Raw genomic sequence first — 18,027 nt, forward strand, 5'->3', positions numbered from 1 at the left:
ATCCCCCTTGGTTCGTGGCGGGATACGTTCTATCAGGTCGGGCGCTACCTGCGGATCTCCCCGGCGCGTCCGTGCAGCGCGGCCCGGTCGGCGGCCGCGCGCCCGGCCGCCCAGCCCTCGCCGTCGCTGACCCGCACCCGCTGCGAGACCAGCTTCGGGAACAGCCGGCCGACCTCCTCGTCCACCGCCTCCGAGCGGGCGGCGAGCGCGGGCAGCAGCCGCTCGTCGGGCAGCAGCTGCTCCTCGGTGCCGTCCTCGCGCAGGTGCCGGCCGGCCGCGGCGGCGCTGGTGGTGCGCTCGGTGGCGGCGGTCAGCCGCTCGCGGATCCGCGCCGCGTACGCGACCAGGAAGGACTGCCGGAACGCCTTGCTGCGCGAATCCCGGCCGGAGCCCGCCTTGTTCAGCGCGTGGGTGGCCTGCACCAGCAGCGAGGTGTAGAGCAGCTCGACACCGTCCAGGTCGCCGTCGAAGCCGACCACCGTGCAGAAGCCGAACTCCTTGGCCCACACCACCCGGCACCGGTTGGCCGCCGCGACCGCGTCCAGCAGCATCGTCTTGGGGCCCTCGTACGGGTTGTCCACCCCGATCCGCAGCGCTGCCGGGGCGTCCCGGTCGGCGCCGGCGGCGGCCAGCAGCGCCTCGTCGATGCTGTGCTGGGCGATGAGCTGCTGGGCCTTGGCGGTCAGCGCCTCGGCCTCCTCCGGGTACTCGGTGGACTCGGCCTTGGCGAGCAGCGCCCGGATCCGGGCCAGCATCCGCGGCTCGCCCGTCCCCGGCGGGGACTGCTGCGCGCGCACCGACCGCCCGGGGGCCGGGCCGACCGGGGCGATCGGGGGCAGTCGCCCCCAGGTGCGCAGCAGCTCCAGGACGGCGGTCGCCAGCGCGAAGCGGTCCAGCCGGTGGCGCTGGGCGAAGGCACCGAGGTACTGCTCGTCACCGGGCCACCAGACCTCGGTCTCCAGCTCGCGCAGCTGCTCGCGCCAGCGCCGGTCGAGCGCCGCCGCCGGGTGACGCCGGTCCTCCGCGGCGATCAGGTCCACCGCGAGCGCCAGGTGGACGGGCTTCAGCCCGCGCCGCACCACCCGCACCAGGTCGGCCGGGCGCCAGCCGGCGGACCAGCAGCGGCCGACGGCGGTGTCCGCGTACCCCAGCAGGGCCCGGCTGACCGCGGGCCACTGCGCGGGCGTGGCGGCCAGCAGCGAGGCCCCGGTGTCCAGGGCGAGGTCCAGCCCCTCCTCCGGAGCCGTCAGCACCGACCGCACCGCCTGCTCCAGCAGCGGCCCGGCGTCCCCGCTCTGCTGCGCGCGCTTGCCCACGGTGTGTCCCTGCTCTCCTCGACGGCCCGGATCCTCCTGCCCATGATGCCGGAGCCGGCGGGCGCGGCCGGGGCGTCCGGGGCGGGACGGCGCCGCCCGGCCCCGCACCGACGGCTCCGGCTCCGCGCTCGACGGTCGTGGCCGGGATCTCCGGGGCGCGCTCCAGCGGCCGGGTGGGCGCCCACCGCACTGCGAGCACGGCGTCCGTCCGGAACGCCGGGCCGTCCACGCCGAACAGGTCGGGCGTCTGCAGCCCGAGGACCATCCCGGTCCCAGTCCCGGTCGCCCTGCCCGACCGGGCCGTCGCCCGAGGTGAGGACCCCCTGAGCGGGTCCGCCGAACGGGTGAGGCGCCCGCCCGGGCCCCCGCCGGCGGATACCGGGCCGATTTTGGCAACTACTCAGTTCCCCTGTTCGTCCTGCACTATGAGGAGCAGTGAGGGCGCGCGGGGGTGCCGAGGTACCGGGAGGTGGCGGATGGCCGTTCAACCGTGGGGCGAACCCGGTCCCGGCTATCCGCACGGCCCGGGCCGGAACCCGGGGTACGGCCCCGGCCAGCAGGGCTATGGGCACGGGCACGGCCAGCAGGGCTACGGGCACCGGCCGGTCGTCGGCTGGCAGCCTCCGCAGGCCCCCGCGCCGTCCCCGCAGGCCGCGATGCGGGCGGGCCACGCGGACCGCGACCGCACGCTGGACGTGCTGAAGGCCGCGTTCGCCGAGGGGCGCCTCTCCGCCCAGGAGTACGAGCAGCGCCACGAGGCGGTGGCCGCGGCGCAGACCTACGGCCAGCTGGCCGCGCTGGTGGCGGACCTGCCGGCCGGCCCGATGGTGGCGCCCGCCCCGCTCGCGGCGCCGCTGCCGGCCACCTTCCTGGCCGTCCCGCCGCCGCCCCCGCAGGCCCGTCCCACCAACGTGCTGGCGATCGTCTCCATGATCTGCGGACTGTCCGGCTTCCTGGCGCTGCCGGCGCTGCCCGCGGTGATCACCGGCCACATCGCCCGGGCGCAGATCCGCGAACGCAACATGGACGGTGACTGGGCGGCCGTCCTCGGTCTGGTCCTCGGCTACATGGGCACCGCCTTCTGGGCCCTGCTGTTCGTCCTGGGCCTCGCCTGACGCCCGCCCGGGCGCGCACGCCCCGGTGGCGGCCGGCGGGGGACTGTGGTAGAGCGGGGTGAAGACGCCCGGACACCGGACGGACACGTACGGGACACCCGCGTGACCCCCGGCCGAAGGCGGCGACCTGCGGCGTTGCATTTGTTTTGACCGCGCCCCATGCGCTAGGTACGCTCTGACCTTGTGCCTGGGGTGTCCCCGGGTCCTTGTGCGTGCATGCACACCGGTCGCCGCGCCGAGCCGGAGCGCCCCCGGGCGCGCCGCGCGTAGAGCGCCGTCGCTGTACATCAGCTCATGGGATTCCGTGTCGTAACAAGCCCAACACACCCGACCGCGTGGGTCGACCACGGGGTTGTGTGCGAGGGAAGACACCGCAGGTTAGTTCCACCAAGCCTTGGCACACAGAAAACGGAGAAACGGTGCCTACGATCCAGCAGCTGGTCCGAAAGGGCCGGCAGGACAAGGTCGAGAAGAACAAGACTCCCGCGCTGAAGGGCTCCCCGCAGCGTCGTGGGGTCTGCACGCGTGTGTACACGACCACCCCGAAGAAGCCGAACTCGGCGCTTCGTAAGGTCGCCCGTGTGCGCCTCACCAGCGGGATCGAGGTCACCGCTTACATCCCGGGCGAGGGCCACAACCTGCAGGAGCACTCCATCGTGCTGGTGCGCGGTGGTCGTGTGAAGGACCTTCCTGGTGTCCGCTACAAGATCATCCGCGGTTCGCTCGACACCCAGGGTGTCAAGAACCGCAAGCAGGCCCGCAGCCGCTACGGCGCCAAGAAGGAGAAGTAAGAATGCCTCGTAAGGGCCCCGCCCCGAAGCGCCCGGTCATCATCGACCCGGTTTACGGCTCCCCGGTCGTCACCCAGCTGGTCAACAAGATCCTGCTGCACGGCAAGCGCTCCACCGCCGAGCGGATCGTCTACGGCGCCCTCGAGGGCGTCCGCGAGAAGACCGGCTCGGACCCGGTCGTCACGCTGAAGCGCGCGCTGGAGAACGTCAAGCCGGCCCTCGAGGTCAAGTCCCGCCGTGTCGGTGGCGCGACCTACCAGGTTCCGGTCGAGGTCCGTCCGGGCCGCGCCAGCACCCTGGCGCTGCGCTGGATGGTCGGTTACTCCCGCGCCCGTCGCGAGAAGACCATGACCGAGCGCCTGATGAACGAGATCCTCGACGCCAGCAACGGCCTGGGCGCTTCCGTGAAGCGTCGCGAGGACACCCACAAGATGGCCGAGTCCAACAAGGCCTTCGCGCACTACCGCTGGTAGTCCGTACCCCGTCACTAGACAGAGAGAGAACGAGCCACCATGGCTGCAACCTCCCTTGACCTCGCCAGGGTCCGCAACATCGGGATCATGGCGCACATCGACGCGGGCAAGACCACCACCACCGAGCGGATCCTGTTCTACACCGGTGTCTCGTACAAGATCGGTGAGGTCCACGATGGCGCTGCCACCATGGACTGGATGGAGCAGGAGCAGGAGCGCGGCATCACGATCACGTCGGCCGCGACGACCTGTCACTGGACGGTCGACGGCGTCGACAACACGATCAACATCATCGACACCCCGGGGCACGTCGACTTCACCGTCGAGGTGGAGCGTTCGCTGCGCGTCCTCGACGGTGCCGTGACGGTGTTCGACGGTGTCGCCGGTGTCGAGCCCCAGTCCGAGACCGTGTGGCGGCAGGCTGACCGCTACGGCGTCCCGCGCATCTGCTTCATCAACAAGCTGGACCGCACGGGCGCGAACTTCTTCTTCTGCGTCCAGACCATCGTGGACCGCCTCGGCGCCACCCCGCTGGTCATGCAGCTGCCGATCGGTGCCGAGTCGGACTTCCAGGGCGTCGTCGACCTGGTCCGCATGAAGGCGCTGGTCTGGTCCGCCGAGGCCGCCAAGGGCGAGATGTACGACGTCGTCGACATCCCGGCCGAGCTGCAGGAGCAGGCTGACGAGTACCGCGAGCAGCTGATCGACACCGTCTCGAACGTCAGCGACGAGATCATGGAGCTCGCCCTGGAGGGCGAGGAGATCCCGGTCGAGCTGCTGCAGGACGCGATCCGCAAGGGCACCCTGAACTCGGACTTCACCCCGATCTTCTGCGGTACCGCCTTCAAGAACAAGGGCGTTCAGCCCCTGCTCGACGCGGTCGTGAAGTACCTGCCGTCGCCGCTGGACATCGAGTCCATCGAGGGCACCAAGCCGAACGACCCGGACACCAAGATCAACCGCAAGGCCTCGGACGACGAGCCGCTGGCCGCGCTGGCGTTCAAGATCATGTCCGACCCGCACCTGGGCAAGCTCACCTTCGTCCGGATCTACTCCGGTCGCCTGGAGTCCGGCACCTCCGTGCTGAACGCCGTGAAGGGCAAGAAGGAGCGCATCGGCAAGATCTACCGCATGCACGCGAACAAGCGTGAGGAGATCGAGTCGGTGGGCGCCGGCGACATCGTCGCCGTCATGGGCCTGAAGCAGACCACCACCGGTGAGACGCTGGCCGACGAGAAGAACCCGGTCATCCTGGAGTCCATGGACTTCCCGGCCCCGGTCATCCGCGTCGCCATCGAGCCCAAGTCCAAGGGTGACCAGGAGAAGCTGGGTGTCGCCATCCAGCGTCTCGCCGAGGAGGACCCGTCCTTCCAGGTCAACACGGACGAGGAGACCGGCCAGACCATCATCGCGGGCATGGGCGAGCTGCACCTCGAGGTGCTGGTCGACCGCATGAAGCGCGAGTTCAAGGTCGAGGCCAACGTCGGCAAGCCGCAGGTCGCGTACCGCGAGACCATCCGCGCGGCCGTCGAGCGGATCGACTACACCCACAAGAAGCAGACCGGTGGTTCCGGTCAGTTCGCCAAGGTGCAGATCGCGATCGAGCCGCTCGAGAAGGCCGAGGGCTACGAGTTCGTCAACCTGGTCACCGGTGGCCGCGTGCCGCGGGAGTACATCCCGTCGGTCGACGCCGGTTGCCAGGAGGCCATGGAGTTCGGTGTTCTCGCCGGCTACCCGCTGCAGGGTGTCCGCGTGAAGCTGCTCGACGGCCAGTCGCACGACGTCGACTCCTCCGAGCTCGCGTTCAAGATCGCCGGTTCGATGGCCTTCAAGGAAGGCGCGAAGAAGGCCAAGCCGGTCCTTCTCGAGCCGATGATGGCCGTCGAGGTCACCACGCCCGAGGACTACATGGGCGACGTGATCGGCGACATCAACTCTCGCCGTGGCCAGATCCGGTCCATGGACGAGCGTCACGGTGCCCGCGTCGTCACGGCGCTGGTGCCCCTCTCCGAGATGTTCGGCTACGTCGGTGACCTGCGCAGCAAGACCTCTGGTCGCGCCAGCTACTCGATGCAGTTCGACTCGTACGCCGAGGTCCCCAAGGCCGTGGCTGAGGAGATCATCGCCAAGTCCAAGGGCGAGTAGGTCCGGCTCTGCCGGCCTCGGAACCAGTCCGACATCCGGGATGATTCCGACCCCTTAGGCTATTAGGAGGCGACCCGGGAGGAACCGTACGGATCCTCCCGGGGCCTCCGGCCCCCACCCGCGGGACGGTGCGAGGTGCTTCCGGCACCACGGACCAAGCCCGATCAAGACCAACTGACGTCAGCACGGCGTACAGGAACTGTCCTCAGGAGGACTCAGTGGCGAAGGCGAAGTTCGAGCGGACGAAGCCCCACGTCAACATCGGCACCATCGGTCACATCGACCACGGCAAGACCACGCTGACTGCGGCCATCACCAAGGTGCTGCACGACGCGTACCCGGACCTGAACCCCTTCACGCCGTTCGACCAGATCGACAAGGCCCCGGAGGAGCGTCAGCGCGGTATCACCATCTCGATCGCGCACGTCGAGTACCAGACCGAGGACCGTCACTACGCGCACGTCGACTGCCCGGGTCACGCTGACTACATCAAGAACATGATCACCGGTGCCGCCCAGATGGACGGCGCCATCCTGGTGGTCGCCGCCACCGACGGCCCGATGCCGCAGACCAAGGAGCACGTCCTCCTGGCCCGCCAGGTCGGCGTTCCGTACATCGTCGTCGCCCTGAACAAGGCCGACATGGTGGACGACGAGGAGATCCTGGAGCTCGTCGAGCTCGAGGTCCGTGAGCTGCTCTCCGAGTACGAGTTCCCGGGCGACGACCTGCCGGTCGTCCGCGTCTCCGCGCTGAAGGCCCTCGAGGGCGACGCCGAGTGGGGCGAGAAGCTCCTCGGCCTGATGAAGGCCGTCGACGAGAACATCCCCACCCCGGCCCGCGCCGTGGACCAGCCGTTCCTGATGCCGATCGAGGACGTCTTCACGATCACCGGTCGTGGCACCGTCGTCACCGGTCGTATCGAGCGCGGCATCCTCAAGGTCAACGAGACCGTCGACATCATCGGCATCAAGAACGAGAAGACCACCACCACGGTCACCGGTATCGAGATGTTCCGCAAGCTGCTCGACGAGGGCCAGGCCGGTGAGAACGTCGGTCTGCTGCTCCGTGGCATCAAGCGCGAGGACGTCGAGCGCGGCCAGGTCATCATCAAGCCGGGTTCGGTCACGCCGCACACCGACTTCGAGGCCCAGGCCTACATCCTGTCGAAGGACGAGGGTGGCCGCCACACCCCGTTCTTCAACAACTACCGCCCGCAGTTCTACTTCCGCACCACGGACGTGACCGGCGTCGTGACCCTCCCCGAGGGCACCGAGATGGTCATGCCGGGCGACAACACCGCCATGTCGGTTCAGCTGATCCAGCCGATCGCCATGGAGGAGGGCCTGAAGTTCGCCATCCGTGAGGGTGGCCGCACCGTCGGCGCCGGCCAGGTCACCAAGATCGTCAAGTAATCTGACGCTCTGACCTGCCTGCCCCGTACAGGCTGAGTCCGAAGGGCCCCGCGCACCGCACGGTGCGCGGGGCCCTTCGGCGTTCGTCCGGCCACCGGTTCACGAGGTCTTCAGGGGAGCGCGCTTCCCTTCACGGACCGCTCATCGCCGACTGTTATGGTCGGGCCACCAACAAGCTCCCGCCGTCGCGGAAAGTGGGACCCAACGCATGTCAACGGCACCGCTGTTGTCGGTCGTGATGCCGATCTACAACGAGCAGGAGGCGCTCCCGCTGACCGTCGAGCGGCTGCGGCCGATCCTCGACGGCCTCGACGTCGACTACGAGGTGGTCGGCGTCGACGACGGCAGCACCGACGCGACCCCGGTGCTGATGCAGAAGATCCGCCAGGACTGGCCGGAGTTCCGGATCGTCCGCTTCGCCCGCAACTCCGGGCACCAGGCCGCGCTCACGGCCGGCATCCACCGGGCCTTCGGCGACTACGTGGTCTCCATCGACGCCGACCTGCAGGATCCGCCGGAGAAGATCCCCGAGATGCTGGAGCTCGCCCGCGAGCGGCGCCTCGACATCGTGTACGGCGTCCGCGGCGACCGCGGCACCGACACGTCCTTCAAGCGGCACACCGCCGGGGCGTACTACTGGCTGATGCGCAAGCTGGTCGGCCAGCGGATGCCCAACCAGGCCGGCGACTACCGGCTGCTCAGCCGGGCCGCGGTGGACGCGCTGAAGGCGATGCCCGAGCACCAGCCGGTCTACCGGCTGCTGGTGCCGTGGCTGGGCTTCCCCAGCGGCGAGGTGGTCTACGTGCGCGAGGAGCGGGTCGCCGGCAGCACCCACTACCCGCTGTCCAAGATGGTCCGGCTGGCGCTGGACAGCGTCACCAACTTCTCCGCGGCCCCGCTGCGACTGGCCACCTGGCTCGGCCTGTTCAGCTTCCTGGTCTGCATCGCGCTGGCGCTCTACACCACGGTCGCGTACGCGCTGGGCTCCACCGTGCCCGGGTGGTCCTCGCTGTTCATAGGGATGCTGTTCATCGGCGCCGTCCAACTGGTCTGTGTCGGACTGCTCGGCGAGTACGTCGGCCGGATCTACTCCGCGGTCCAGGCGCGGCCCGCCTACTTCATCGGCTACGACTCGGCCGAGGAGCCCGATCGGTACGGTAACGGCGAGTGAACGAGATCCTCTCCACCGACCGGGACGGGCACGGCGGGCACGGCGGGCACGGCGGCCGGCCCGAGCACGGGGCGACCGCCGCCGGGCCGCGACCGATCCGGCGGCAGCTGCCGTCCTTCCTGGTCATCGGGGTGCTGAGCACCCTCTTCTACCTGGCGCTGTTCGTCCTGCTGCGGCTGGTCGCCTCCTCGCAGGTGGCCAACCTGGTCGCGCTGGCCGTCAGCGCGGTGGCCAACACCGCGGCCAACCGCCGCTTCACCTTCGGCATCACGGGCTCGGACGGCGCGGTGCGCCACCAGCTCCAGGGCGCGGTCGCGTTCCTGATCGGGCTCGGCCTGAGCAGCGGTGTCCTCGCGCTGCTCGACGTGGCCGTACCGCACGCGTCCCGGGTGGTCGAGGTGACCGGGCTGGTGGTGGCCAACGGCCTCGCCACCGTGGCCCGGTTCGTCCTCCTCAAACTGTGGGTCTTCAGGAAGCGCTGACGGCCGAGAGCGGCCGCTCCTGCGCGCCCCCGGCCCGGCGGCCGGTACTCGTCCACGCCCAGTACCCGAGCACCGCGCAGCCGGCCACCGCGGTCAGCAGCGCCGTCGCCGAGCCCGCGGGCGGGTGCCAGGTGCCGGCCAGCGGGTTGAGCGGGGTGTACGTCACCGATCCGCCGAGGCCGGACTGCCAGCGGATCATCGTGTACGCCAGGAACGCCAGCTGCAGCGGCAGCACCAGCAGCGCGATCGTCCGCACCAGCGAGGCCGACCGGGCCCCGTCGAGGCTGCCGCGCCGACCGAGGATGAACGCGGCGATCAGGGGAACGCCGACTGCCACCGGCAGCATGTAGCGGCCCTGGCCGGCGAAGCCGACCTTGTGCGCGGCGAGCGCGTCGGAGAGCGTGATCACCGCGAACGGGGCGAGGAAGAAGGCGAGCACCCGCCAGCGGTCGCTCCAGGCGCCGAAGGCGAGCGCGGGCAGCACCAGGCAGCCGACGGCCAGGTACCAGAGGTAGTACGCGGTGCCGGGCAGGTGCACGTCCAGCCAGGACGGCACACCGACCAGCTCGGTGAAGTAGTCCGGCCAGCGCATGACCACCTCGTGCCGGATGGCGTTGGACACCGTGATGCCGGGCGGCACCTGGACGGCCATCATCTCCGAGGCCTTCATGACCACGGTCCACAGCGCTCCCGCGGCGCCGGTGACCAGCAGGGCGGCCGCCGCCCACCAGGCGGGCCGGAAGCGGATCAGTTCCTTCAGCCGTGCCCGTGTCGCCGGGACCAGCATGATCCCGAGGATCGCCGTGCACCACAGCGGTCCGAGCGCGCGCACCGTCATCAGCACCGAACCGGCGATCCCGATCTGCACCATGGCCGCGCGCCGCAGTGGCTGCTCCGGGTCCAGCATGGTCGGGAGGAGGGCCGCGACGAGGGCCACCCCGGCCGCGATCTCGACGCCGTTGGGGTTGATCGAGCCCGCCAGGTGGAGGGTGATCGGGGTCACCGCGACCAGGACGCCGGCCGCGGCGAGTCGGTGCCTGGTCCAGGCGACGGTGGCGTGCGCGGCGGAGGCGAGCAGTGCCGACACCAGGCCGGCGCTGATCAGGCGGCCCAGGGTGAGTCCGACCCAGTTCGGCCAGATGGCCATCGGCCAGCCCACGAGCGCGTAGTAGACGGGGTTGTACCGGCCGGCCCTGGTCGCCACTCGTTCGATCTTCTGGTCGCCACCCGGCGGCACGGCGCAGGTCACGGGTTCGGAGGGGTTGAACCACCAGCAGTTGTCGCGGACGATCGAGGCCGGCACGTGCTGGAACGCCCCGGTGCCGCCGCCGGCGGCCTCGGGCTTGGGCGCGAACTCCCCTCGGGCCACCCCGACCGCGCGGATGATGTGTTCCCGTTCGTCCGGGCTCGCATCGTAGGGGGAGGCCAGGACCCATCCTGCGCAGACGAGGAAGAACCCGATGAACGCGGTCCACCAGGTGCGTCGGAACAGCAGACGCCCCGGACGGGTGAAGCTGCCGTCGGATCTCTTGGCGGGGGGGACGGACGGTGCGTTCACCGCGGGAGAGTAAGAGGACACGCGACCAACATATCCGGTGCGAGGAGCCTTCCCCCGGTGACCAGTATGCCGAGGCCTCTCCCGCCCCTTACGATTCCCCCGTGACTTCACTGGATTTGCCCGCGGAAGCGTCTGAGACCTCCGCGAAGAGCCGCATTGCCGGACTTTTGCGCCATAGCGCCGTGCGGTTCCTGGCCAGCGGCGTCACCAGCACCGTGATCGACATGGGGACGCTGTACGTGCTGCACGGCGTGCTGCGTCTGCCGCTGGCCCTGTCCACGCTCTCCGGAGTGCTGGCCGGATTCACGGTCAACTTCCTGCTCAACCGGATCTGGGCGTTCGGCAGCTCGTCTCCGGTCGGCGGGCAGACCGTGCGCTACATGCTGCTCGCGTCCGCGAACTGGATCAGCACCGTCCTCCTGGTGGGCGGGCTCGTCAGGCTCGGACTGTTCTACCTGCTGGCCCGGGCCATCCCCCTGGTGATCCTCTCGATCGTGAACTACTTCGGCTACAAGTACTGGGTCTTCAAGGACAAGTGACCGCTACGGCGTGACCGACCCGGCGTGACCGGAACGACGAAGGCCCGGCCGGATCCCTCCGGCCGGGCCTTCGCGCGCGTGCGTGGAACCCCCGGTGCTACCGGGTGCGCAGGCTCTCGGTGAACGCCTTGCAGGTCTCGTACGTCGGCAGCAGGCCGGAGGAGACCGCCTCCGCCAGCGAGGGCGCGGCCTCGTCCCGGGCCGACAGCAGCGGCTGGTCGGCCGGCCACTCGATGCCCAGGTCGGGGTCGAGCGGGTGGACCGAGTGCTCGCCGGTCGGGTTGTACGTCTCGGAGCAGAGGTACGAGAGCGTGGCGTCGTCGGTCAGCGCGCAGAAGCCGTGGCCCAGGCCCTCCGGGATGTAGACCGCGCGGCGCTCCACGTCGTCGAGCCGCACGCCCTCCCAGCGGCCGAAGGTCGGCGAGCCGACCCGCAGGTCGACGATGACGTCGAGCACGGCGCCGCGCACGCAGGTCACGTACTTGGCCTGGCCGGGCGGCACGTCGGCGAAGTGGATGCCGCGGACCACGCCGCGCGAGGAGACCGAGAGGTTGGCCTGGGCCAGCCGCAGCGGGTGGCCGACGACCTCGGCCAGCCGGTCGAAGCGGTACCACTCGGTGAACAGGCCGCGCGGGTCGCCGTGCAGCTGAGGGGTGATCTCGATCAGGCCCTCGATGCCCAGTTCCTGGAACTTCACTTGGCGTCCTCCTCGTCCAGCAGGGCCAGCAGGTACTGTCCGTAGCCGCTCTTCAGCAGTGGCTCGGCGAGCTCGCGCAGCTGCTCGGAGCTGATCAGGCCGGCCCGCCAGACGGCCTCCTCGATGCAGCCGATCTTGAAGCCCTGGCGCTCCTCGATGACCCGGACGAACTCCGAGGCCTGCACCATCGAGACGAAGGTGCCGGTGTCCAGCCAGGCGGTGCCGCGGTCCAGGATCGTGACGTTCAGTTCGCCCTTGCGCAGGTAGGCGTCGTTGACCGCGGTGATCTCCAGCTCGCCGCGCGCGCTGGGCTGCAGGCCGCGGGCGATCTCCACGACCCGGTTGTCGTAGAAGTACAGGCCGGGGACGGCGTAGCGGGACTTGGGCTTCTCGGGCTTCTCCTCGATGGAGATCGCCTGGCCGTTCTCGTCGAACTCGACCACGCCGTACGCCGTCGGGTCGGCCACCGGGTACGCGAAGACCCGGCCGCCGGGGGAGTCGGTGTGCTCCGCGAGGCGGGTGCCGAGGCCGCTGCCGTGGAAGATGTTGTCGCCGAGGATGAGGGCGACCGACTCGTCACCGATGAAGTCCGCGCCGAGCACGAAGGCCTGGGCGATGCCCTCGGGCTTCTCCTGGACGGTGTACTGCAGCTTGAGGCCGAGCTGCGAGCCGTCGCCCAGCAGGCGCTCGAACTGCTCGCGGTCGGCGGGGGTGGTGATGATCAGGATCTCGCTGATGCCCGCCATCACCAGGGTGGACAGCGGGTAGTAGATCATCGGCTTGTCGAAGACCGGGAGCAGCTGCTTCGAGACCGCCCGGGTGAGCGGCCACAGACGCGAGCCGGTCCCACCGGCCAGGAGGATTCCACGCATGCGAGCAGCTTAAGTGAGGGCCGTCTGCGGTCCGTCCCGGGCCGTGCGAGGGGGCCGATCGGCGACGGTAGACTACGCGCATTATGCGCATCCTCGTTACCGGCGGCGCCGGATTCATCGGTTCGGAGTTCGTCCGTCAGCTCCTCGGAGCGGACGAGAGCGCCCGGATCACCGTCTTCGACAAGCTCACCTACTCGGGCGTCCTGGAGAACCTGGCCCCGGTGGCCGGCCACCCGGGCTACACCTTCGTCCAGGGCGACATCTGCGACGCGGACGCCGTGGACCAGGTCATGCCGGGCCACGACGTGGTGGTGCACTTCGCCGCCGAGTCGCACGTGGACCGCTCGATCGCCGGCGCGGGCCCGTTCGTCGTGACCAACGTGCTCGGCACCCAGGTCCTGCTGGACGCCGCCCGCAAGCACGGCGTCGGCCGCTTCGTCCACGTCTCCACCGACGAGGTCTACGGCTCGATCAGCGAGGGCTCCTGGACGGAGACCTGGCCGCTGGCCCCCAACTCCCCGTACTCGGCCTCCAAGGCCGGCTCCGACCTGCTGGCGCTGGCGTACCACCGCACGCACGGCATGGACGTCGTGGTGACCCGCTGCTCCAACAACTACGGGCACTACCAGTTCCCGGAGAAGGTCATCCCGCTGTTCACCACCAACCTGATCGACGGCAGGAAGGTGCCGCTGTACGGCAACGGCGGCAACGTCCGCGACTGGCTGCACGTCTCGGACCACTGCCGGGGCATCGAGCTGGTCATGCGCGGCGGCCGGGCCGGTGAGGTCTACAACATCGGCGGCGGCACCGAGGTCACCAACAAGGAGCTGACCGGCCTGCTGCTGGAGGCCGCGGGCGCCGGCTGGGAGATGGTCGAGTACGTCGAGGACCGCAAGGGCCACGACCTGCGCTACTCCCTGGACATCAGCAAGATCCGCGAGGAGCTCGGCTACGAGCCGCAGGTCTCCTTCCCGGACGGCCTCGCCGCGACCATCACCTGGTACCGCGAGAACCGCGCCTGGTGGGAGCCGCTGAAGCAGAAGGCGGCCCTGGCCAAGTGACCGCGAACGCCGCCGGCCGGGTCCGCTGGCTGGTCACCGGCGCGGCCGGGATGCTCGGCCGGGACCTGCTGCAGGTCCTGGCCGGCGACCCGACCGCCGAGGTCACCGCGCTGCGCCGGGCCGACCTCGACATCACCGACGCCGCGGCCGTCCAGGCCGCCGTCGAGGGCCACGACCTCGTGGTCAACTGCGCCGCGTGGACGGACGTCGACGGCGCCGAGACCGAGGAGGACGCCGCCACCGCCGTCAACGGCACCGGCGTGCGCCACCTGGCCGCGGCCTGCGCCAAGACCGGCGCCCGGCTGCTGCACGTCTCCACCGACTACGTGCTGCCGGGCGACGCCACCGAGCCCTGCCCGGAGGACGCCCCGACCGCGCCGGTCAACGCCTACGGCCGCAGCAAGCTGGTGGGGGAGCGGGCCGTCACCGAACTGCTCCCCGAACACGGCTACGTCGTGCGCACCGCCTGGCTGTACGGCGAGCACGGCCCGAACTTCGTGGCCACCATGCTCAAGCTGGCCGCCCAGCGCGACACCCTCGACGTGGTCGACGACCAGCACGGTCAGCCGACCTGGTCGTACGCCCTGGCCGTCCGCCTGGTCGAGCTCGGCCGGGCCGCACTCGACGGATCGGCCCCGGCCGGGATCTACCACGGCACCGCGAGCGGCCGGACCACCTGGTTCGGGCTGGCCCGCGAGACCTACGCGCTGAGCGGGCTGGACCCGGAGCGGATCCGCCCGACCACCTCGGAGGCGTTCGTCCGCCCGGCCGTGCGCCCCGCCTTCAGCGTGCTCGGCCACGACCGCTGGGCCGCCGCCGGCCTGGCGCCGCTCGCCGAGTGGCGGACCATGCTGGCCGAGGCCCTGGAGCGCCCGGAGTTCCGGGCGCTGCGCACCGCGGCGGAGCGGTGACCGGCGTGCTCGGCCGACTGACGCGCGCGCTGCCGCCGGGACTGCTGGCGGTCGGCGTCGGCACGGTCACCCTCGGCGGCGCCTCGTACGTGCACCTCGGGGTGGCCGGGCACGCGCTCGACCGCCAGGCGATCGCCGACGTCAACGTCCTGTGGACGATCGCCATGGCGTTCGCGCTCGGGCTGTTCTTCCCGGTCGAGCAGGAGCTGACCCGGGTGATCGCCGCCCGCACCGCCCGGGGCGAGGGCGCGGCCCCGGTGCTGCGCAAGGCGACCGTGCTGACCGGCGGACTGCTGCTGGCGGTCCTCACCGGACTGGGCGTGTTCTCCCGGCCGCTCGCCGACACGTTCTTCCACGGCGACCGGAGCCTGGTGGTGGCCCTGGCCGCCGCCTTCGTCGGCCCGGCCGCCTGCTACCTGACCCGCGGGGTGCTGGCCGGCCTCGGGCACTTCGGCGCGTACGGCTTCCAGCTCGGCCTGGACGGCTTCCTGCGGATGGCGTTCTCGGTCGGCCTGCTGCTGGCGGGCGTGCACTCGGCGCTCGCGTACAGCCTGGTCCTGGCCGTCTCCCCGGTGCTGGCGATGCTGGTGAGCCTGCCGCGGACGCTGCGGATCGCCCGGCCGGGGCCGGCCATCGGCTGGCGTGAGCTGTACAGCGGCCTGGGCATGCTCACCGCCTCGTTCCTGCTCGCCCAGTTCGTCGCCAACGCCGCCGTGCTCAGCATCCAGGTGCTGGCGCCCTCGCAGGCCGTGCTGGTCGGCGCGATCACCGGCGCGATGGTGCTCAGCCGGGTCCCGCTGTTCGTCTTCGGCGCGCTGCAGGCCTCGCTGATGTCGGGGCTGTCGACGGCCGTGGCGACCGGCGACCGGGCCGGCTTCCGCAAGCTCCTCACCAAGACCTGCGGCGTGGTGACGGCCCTCGGCGTCCTCGGCGGAGTGCCCGCCGTGGTCCTCGGGCCATGGATGATTCACGTCGCGTTCAACGCGGACCGGCATGCTCTCGGTCCGGTGGACTTCCTCTGGCTGTCGGTGGGCACCCTCGCCTACCTGCTCGCCACGGTGGTCGGCCAGGCGGTCATCGCCCGCGGCCACCACCGCCGGCAGCTGCTCGGCTGGGTGCTCGGCACCGCCGCGCTGCTGCTGATCACCTGCCTGCCGGGCGCCCCGGCGACCCGCGTGGAGGCCGCGTACACCGTCGGTCCGCTCGTGGTGCTCGCGGTCATGTTGCTGGCGCTGCGCGGCGACGGTAGCGTGCGCGGCGCCGAGCCCGATGTTCCGCGCGTCACGGTTTCCGCGGGTTGATCCCAGTGCCTCCGCTGCTCCCCTGGCGACGTGCCGTCGTTTCCGCATCTCTACTATTTCCTTCACCCACGCGAGAAAGGCGAGATCCAACGTGCAGCTGAGTGTGCTGACTTCGATCACCGGCGTGCTGGTGCTCGTGTGGATCCTTGAGCTGCTGCGTCGTCAGCAACTCCGGGAGAAGTACGCGGCGCTCTGGCTCGGCATCGGTCTGGTGGTCGCGCCGCTGGGATTCTTCCCGCGGCTCCTGGACTCGACCGCACGGCGTCTGGGCGTGGCCTCCGGCGTGAGCCTCGTGCTGTTCGCCGGGTTCGTACTGGTGCTGCTGGTCTGTGTGCACCTCAGCTGGGAGACCAGCCGCCTCGAGGCGGAGACCCGCACCCTGGCCGAGGACGTCGCGATGATGCGCGCCCACCTCGCCGAGCACCACGACTTCCCGATTGCGCGCACGGGCAACAGCGCGATTGACCCCGAGGTGAAGGCATGATCGACGACAAGCGGGTACTGATCATCCTGCCCGCCTGGAACGAGGCCGAGGGTCTGCCGAAGATCCTCCGCGAGATCCAGCAGAAGCTGCCCGGCGTGGACACCCTGGTCGTCGACGACGGCTCGACGGACAGCACCGCCGCCGTCGCCGCCGCCTACGGCTCCAAGGTCGCGCAGCTGCCGTACAACCTGGGTGTCGGCGGCGCGATGCGCTTCGGCTACCGCTACGCGCACCTGCACGACTACGACGTGGCGATCCAGTGCGACGCGGACGGCCAGCACGACCCGGCCTACGTGCCCGCGCTGCTGGAGCAGCTCCGCACCGCGGACCTGGTCATCGGCGCCCGCTTCGCCGGCGAGGGCTCGTACAAGGTGCGCGGCCCGCGCGCCTGGGCGATGAAGCTGCTCTCGGTGGTGCTGTCGCGGGTCGCCAAGACCCGGCTCACCGACACCACCTCGGGCTTCAAGGCCTGCAACAAGCCGATGATCGAGTTCTTCTCGCACTGGTACCCGGTCGAGTACCTGGGCGACACCATCGAGAGCATGGTCGGCGCCGCCCGCTGCGGGTTCGTCATCCGCCAGGTCCCGGTCGCGATGCGCGAGCGGACCACCGGCACGCCGTCCGCCTCCCCGATCAAGGCGACGATCTACCTGGCCCGGGCAGGCCTGGTGCTGCTGCTCGCCCTCATCCGCCGGATGCCGGCGAACGTGAAGGCCATCGAGCCCGCCACCCGCGCCGCCGCCCGTCGGCCCGAGCTCATCGGCAAGGTCTAGGTCTGTAGATGTCCCGATTCGAGATCCTGATGCCGTACTACGGCGACGTCCGACTCATGCAGGACGCCGTCCGCAGTGTGTTGGCCCAGGACGGGGACGACTGGCGCCTGACGGTCGTCGACGACGGCAAGGAACCGGACGTACCGGGCTGGTTCGAGTCCCTCGCCGACCCGCGGGTCCGGTACTTCCGCAACGAGAACAACCTCGGCGTCAGCGGCAACTTCAACCGCTGCGTCCAGCTCGCCGAGTACGACTACCTCGTGCTCATGGGGTGCGACGACCTGATGCACCCCAACTACCTCCGGGTGGTCCGGGAGGCCCTCAGGCGCTTCCCCGACGCGGGCATGGTGCAGCCCGGTGTGCAGGTCATCGGCGCTGACGGGCAGCCCACGAGCAGCCTCGCGGACACCGTCAAGCGCAAGCTGTACGCACCGAAGAACCCCGGCCCGGTCCTGATGTCCGGCGAGCCGCTCGCGATGAGCCTGATGCGGGGCGACTGGCTGTACTTCCCGTCCATCTGCTGGCGGACGAAGGACATCCAGCAGACCAGCTTCCGGGCCGATCTGGGGGTCATCCAGGACCTCGCGGTGGTCGTCGACCTGCTGCTCGCGGACGTCTCGCTGGCGGTGATGACCGAGGTGTGCTTCAGCTACCGGCGGCACGCCGTCAGCGAGTCCTCGGTGACGGCCTTCACCGGCAAGCGGTTCGAGGAAGCCCGCCGCTTCTTCCGGGAGACGGGCGACCGGTTGGACGCCCACGGCTGGCGCCGCGCGGGAGCCATCTCCCGCCGCTACGTCTCGTCCCGGCTGCACGCGATAAGCATGATTCCTGCGGCCGGCCGCAAGGCGGGCCTGCAGGGGGTCGGGGCGATGCTGAGCCACGTGGCCGGCCGCCGGGCCTGATCCGGCGTCCGCACCCTCCCCGCC

18 protein-coding genes are annotated in these 18,027 nt (G+C 70.5%); 14 read left to right on the top strand and 4 right to left on the bottom strand.

Annotation, left to right across the window (positions count from 1 at the left end):
- Window positions 1-44: 44 nt before the first annotated feature.
- Window positions 45-1,316, bottom strand: coding sequence for a DUF2786 domain-containing protein (locus ACZ6Y7_RS04285; RefSeq protein WP_465756303.1), 1,272 nt, complete (start codon window positions 1,314-1,316; stop codon window positions 45-47).
- Window positions 1,317-1,792: 476 nt separating this feature from the next.
- Here ACZ6Y7_RS04285 and ACZ6Y7_RS04290 point away from each other — a divergent pair, with 476 nt between their 5' ends.
- The 7 genes from ACZ6Y7_RS04290 to ACZ6Y7_RS04320 all read left to right on the top strand — a co-directional run bounded on the left by ACZ6Y7_RS04290 (window position 1,793) and on the right by ACZ6Y7_RS04320 (window position 8,905).
- Window positions 1,793-2,431, top strand: a complete 639-nt coding sequence (locus ACZ6Y7_RS04290) for a DUF1707 and DUF4190 domain-containing protein (RefSeq protein ID WP_465756304.1) — start codon at window positions 1,793-1,795, stop codon at window positions 2,429-2,431.
- Window positions 2,432-2,850: 419 nt separating this feature from the next.
- Window positions 2,851-3,222, top strand: a complete 372-nt coding sequence (gene rpsL, locus ACZ6Y7_RS04295; RefSeq protein WP_014144289.1) for a 30S ribosomal protein S12 — start codon at window positions 2,851-2,853, stop codon at window positions 3,220-3,222.
- Between the two features lie 2 nt (window positions 3,223-3,224).
- Complete coding sequence (gene rpsG, locus ACZ6Y7_RS04300) at window positions 3,225-3,695, top strand: 30S ribosomal protein S7 (RefSeq protein ID WP_030055803.1); 471 nt, start codon at window positions 3,225-3,227, stop codon at window positions 3,693-3,695.
- A gap of 39 nt (window positions 3,696-3,734) precedes the next feature.
- On the top strand, window positions 3,735-5,840 hold the full coding sequence (gene fusA, locus ACZ6Y7_RS04305) for an elongation factor G (RefSeq protein ID WP_465756305.1): 2,106 nt from the start codon (window positions 3,735-3,737) through the stop codon (window positions 5,838-5,840).
- Window positions 5,841-6,058: 218 nt separating this feature from the next.
- Window positions 6,059-7,252 (top strand): elongation factor Tu, encoded by a 1,194-nt coding sequence (gene tuf / locus ACZ6Y7_RS04310; RefSeq protein ID WP_402221143.1) that lies wholly within the window; start codon window positions 6,059-6,061, stop codon window positions 7,250-7,252.
- 208 nt (window positions 7,253-7,460) lie between these two features.
- Window positions 7,461-8,423, top strand: coding sequence for a glycosyltransferase family 2 protein (locus ACZ6Y7_RS04315; RefSeq protein ID WP_465756306.1), 963 nt, complete (start codon window positions 7,461-7,463; stop codon window positions 8,421-8,423).
- Window positions 8,420-8,905 (top strand): GtrA family protein, encoded by a 486-nt coding sequence (locus ACZ6Y7_RS04320; protein ID WP_465756307.1) that lies wholly within the window; start codon window positions 8,420-8,422, stop codon window positions 8,903-8,905. The genes ACZ6Y7_RS04315 and ACZ6Y7_RS04320 overlap by 4 nt, the downstream gene beginning before the upstream one ends.
- Here the strand turns inward: ACZ6Y7_RS04320 and ACZ6Y7_RS04325 are convergent.
- Window positions 8,892-10,463 (bottom strand): DUF2142 domain-containing protein, encoded by a 1,572-nt coding sequence (locus ACZ6Y7_RS04325; protein ID WP_465756308.1) that lies wholly within the window; start codon window positions 10,461-10,463, stop codon window positions 8,892-8,894. The genes ACZ6Y7_RS04320 and ACZ6Y7_RS04325 overlap by 14 nt on opposite strands.
- Before the next feature lie 182 nt (window positions 10,464-10,645).
- Between ACZ6Y7_RS04325 and ACZ6Y7_RS04330 the strand changes: the two genes are divergently transcribed.
- Window positions 10,646-11,002, top strand: coding sequence for a GtrA family protein (locus ACZ6Y7_RS04330; protein ID WP_465756309.1), 357 nt, complete (start codon window positions 10,646-10,648; stop codon window positions 11,000-11,002).
- 97 nt (window positions 11,003-11,099) lie between these two features.
- On the opposite strand, the gene rfbC is transcribed toward ACZ6Y7_RS04330, so the two are convergent.
- Together rfbC and rfbA are read right to left on the bottom strand one after the other, a co-directional pair.
- Window positions 11,100-11,699, bottom strand: a complete 600-nt coding sequence (rfbC, locus tag ACZ6Y7_RS04335) for a dTDP-4-dehydrorhamnose 3,5-epimerase (protein WP_465756310.1) — start codon at window positions 11,697-11,699, stop codon at window positions 11,100-11,102.
- A complete protein-coding gene (rfbA, locus tag ACZ6Y7_RS04340) occupies window positions 11,696-12,571 on the bottom strand; it encodes a glucose-1-phosphate thymidylyltransferase RfbA (RefSeq protein ID WP_465756311.1) in 876 nt (291 codons plus the stop codon). The genes rfbC and rfbA overlap by 4 nt, the downstream gene beginning before the upstream one ends.
- Window positions 12,572-12,654: 83 nt before the next feature.
- Between rfbA and rfbB the strand changes: the two genes are divergently transcribed.
- The 6 genes from rfbB to ACZ6Y7_RS04370 all read left to right on the top strand — a co-directional run bounded on the left by rfbB (window position 12,655) and on the right by ACZ6Y7_RS04370 (window position 18,003).
- On the top strand, window positions 12,655-13,632 hold the full coding sequence (rfbB, locus tag ACZ6Y7_RS04345) for a dTDP-glucose 4,6-dehydratase (RefSeq protein ID WP_465756312.1): 978 nt from the start codon (window positions 12,655-12,657) through the stop codon (window positions 13,630-13,632).
- Window positions 13,629-14,543, top strand: a complete 915-nt coding sequence (rfbD, locus tag ACZ6Y7_RS04350; RefSeq protein WP_465756313.1) for a dTDP-4-dehydrorhamnose reductase — start codon at window positions 13,629-13,631, stop codon at window positions 14,541-14,543. The genes rfbB and rfbD overlap by 4 nt, the downstream gene beginning before the upstream one ends.
- The gene (locus ACZ6Y7_RS04355; protein WP_465756314.1) at window positions 14,540-15,844 is read left to right on the top strand and encodes a hypothetical protein; all 1,305 of its coding nucleotides are present in this window, start codon (window positions 14,540-14,542) and stop codon (window positions 15,842-15,844) included. Before rfbD ends, ACZ6Y7_RS04355 begins: the two co-directional genes overlap by 4 nt.
- Window positions 15,845-15,935: 91 nt before the next feature.
- The gene (locus ACZ6Y7_RS04360; protein WP_465756315.1) at window positions 15,936-16,328 is read left to right on the top strand and encodes a DUF2304 family protein; all 393 of its coding nucleotides are present in this window, start codon (window positions 15,936-15,938) and stop codon (window positions 16,326-16,328) included.
- Window positions 16,325-17,101 (top strand): glycosyltransferase family 2 protein, encoded by a 777-nt coding sequence (locus tag ACZ6Y7_RS04365; protein ID WP_465756316.1) that lies wholly within the window; start codon window positions 16,325-16,327, stop codon window positions 17,099-17,101. The genes ACZ6Y7_RS04360 and ACZ6Y7_RS04365 overlap by 4 nt, the downstream gene beginning before the upstream one ends.
- 8 nt (window positions 17,102-17,109) lie before the next feature.
- Window positions 17,110-18,003, top strand: coding sequence for a glycosyltransferase family 2 protein (locus tag ACZ6Y7_RS04370; protein ID WP_465756317.1), 894 nt, complete (start codon window positions 17,110-17,112; stop codon window positions 18,001-18,003).
- The last annotated feature ends 24 nt before the right edge of the window (window positions 18,004-18,027 follow it).

It is taken from the genome of Kitasatospora sp. NPDC053308, from assembly GCF_055585785.1.

What these genes read in the sequence shown, in the direction of transcription:
- rpsG (WP_030055803.1), top strand. Translation starts at nt 3,225, where the DNA reads ATGCCTCGTAAGGGCCCCGCCCCGAAGCGCCCGGTCATCATCGACCCG.
- rfbB (WP_465756312.1), top strand. Translation starts at nt 12,655, where the DNA reads ATGCGCATCCTCGTTACCGGCGGCGCCGGATTCATCGGTTCGGAGTTC.
- fusA (WP_465756305.1), top strand. Translation starts at nt 3,735, where the DNA reads ATGGCTGCAACCTCCCTTGACCTCGCCAGGGTCCGCAACATCGGGATC.
- ACZ6Y7_RS04370 (WP_465756317.1), top strand. Translation starts at nt 17,110, where the DNA reads ATGTCCCGATTCGAGATCCTGATGCCGTACTACGGCGACGTCCGACTC.
- rfbA (WP_465756311.1), bottom strand. Translation starts at nt 12,571, where the DNA reads ATGCGTGGAATCCTCCTGGCCGGTGGGACCGGCTCGCGTCTGTGGCCG.
- ACZ6Y7_RS04315 (WP_465756306.1), top strand. Translation starts at nt 7,461, where the DNA reads ATGTCAACGGCACCGCTGTTGTCGGTCGTGATGCCGATCTACAACGAG.
- ACZ6Y7_RS04365 (WP_465756316.1), top strand. Translation starts at nt 16,325, where the DNA reads ATGATCGACGACAAGCGGGTACTGATCATCCTGCCCGCCTGGAACGAG.
- ACZ6Y7_RS04290 (WP_465756304.1), top strand. Translation starts at nt 1,793, where the DNA reads ATGGCCGTTCAACCGTGGGGCGAACCCGGTCCCGGCTATCCGCACGGC.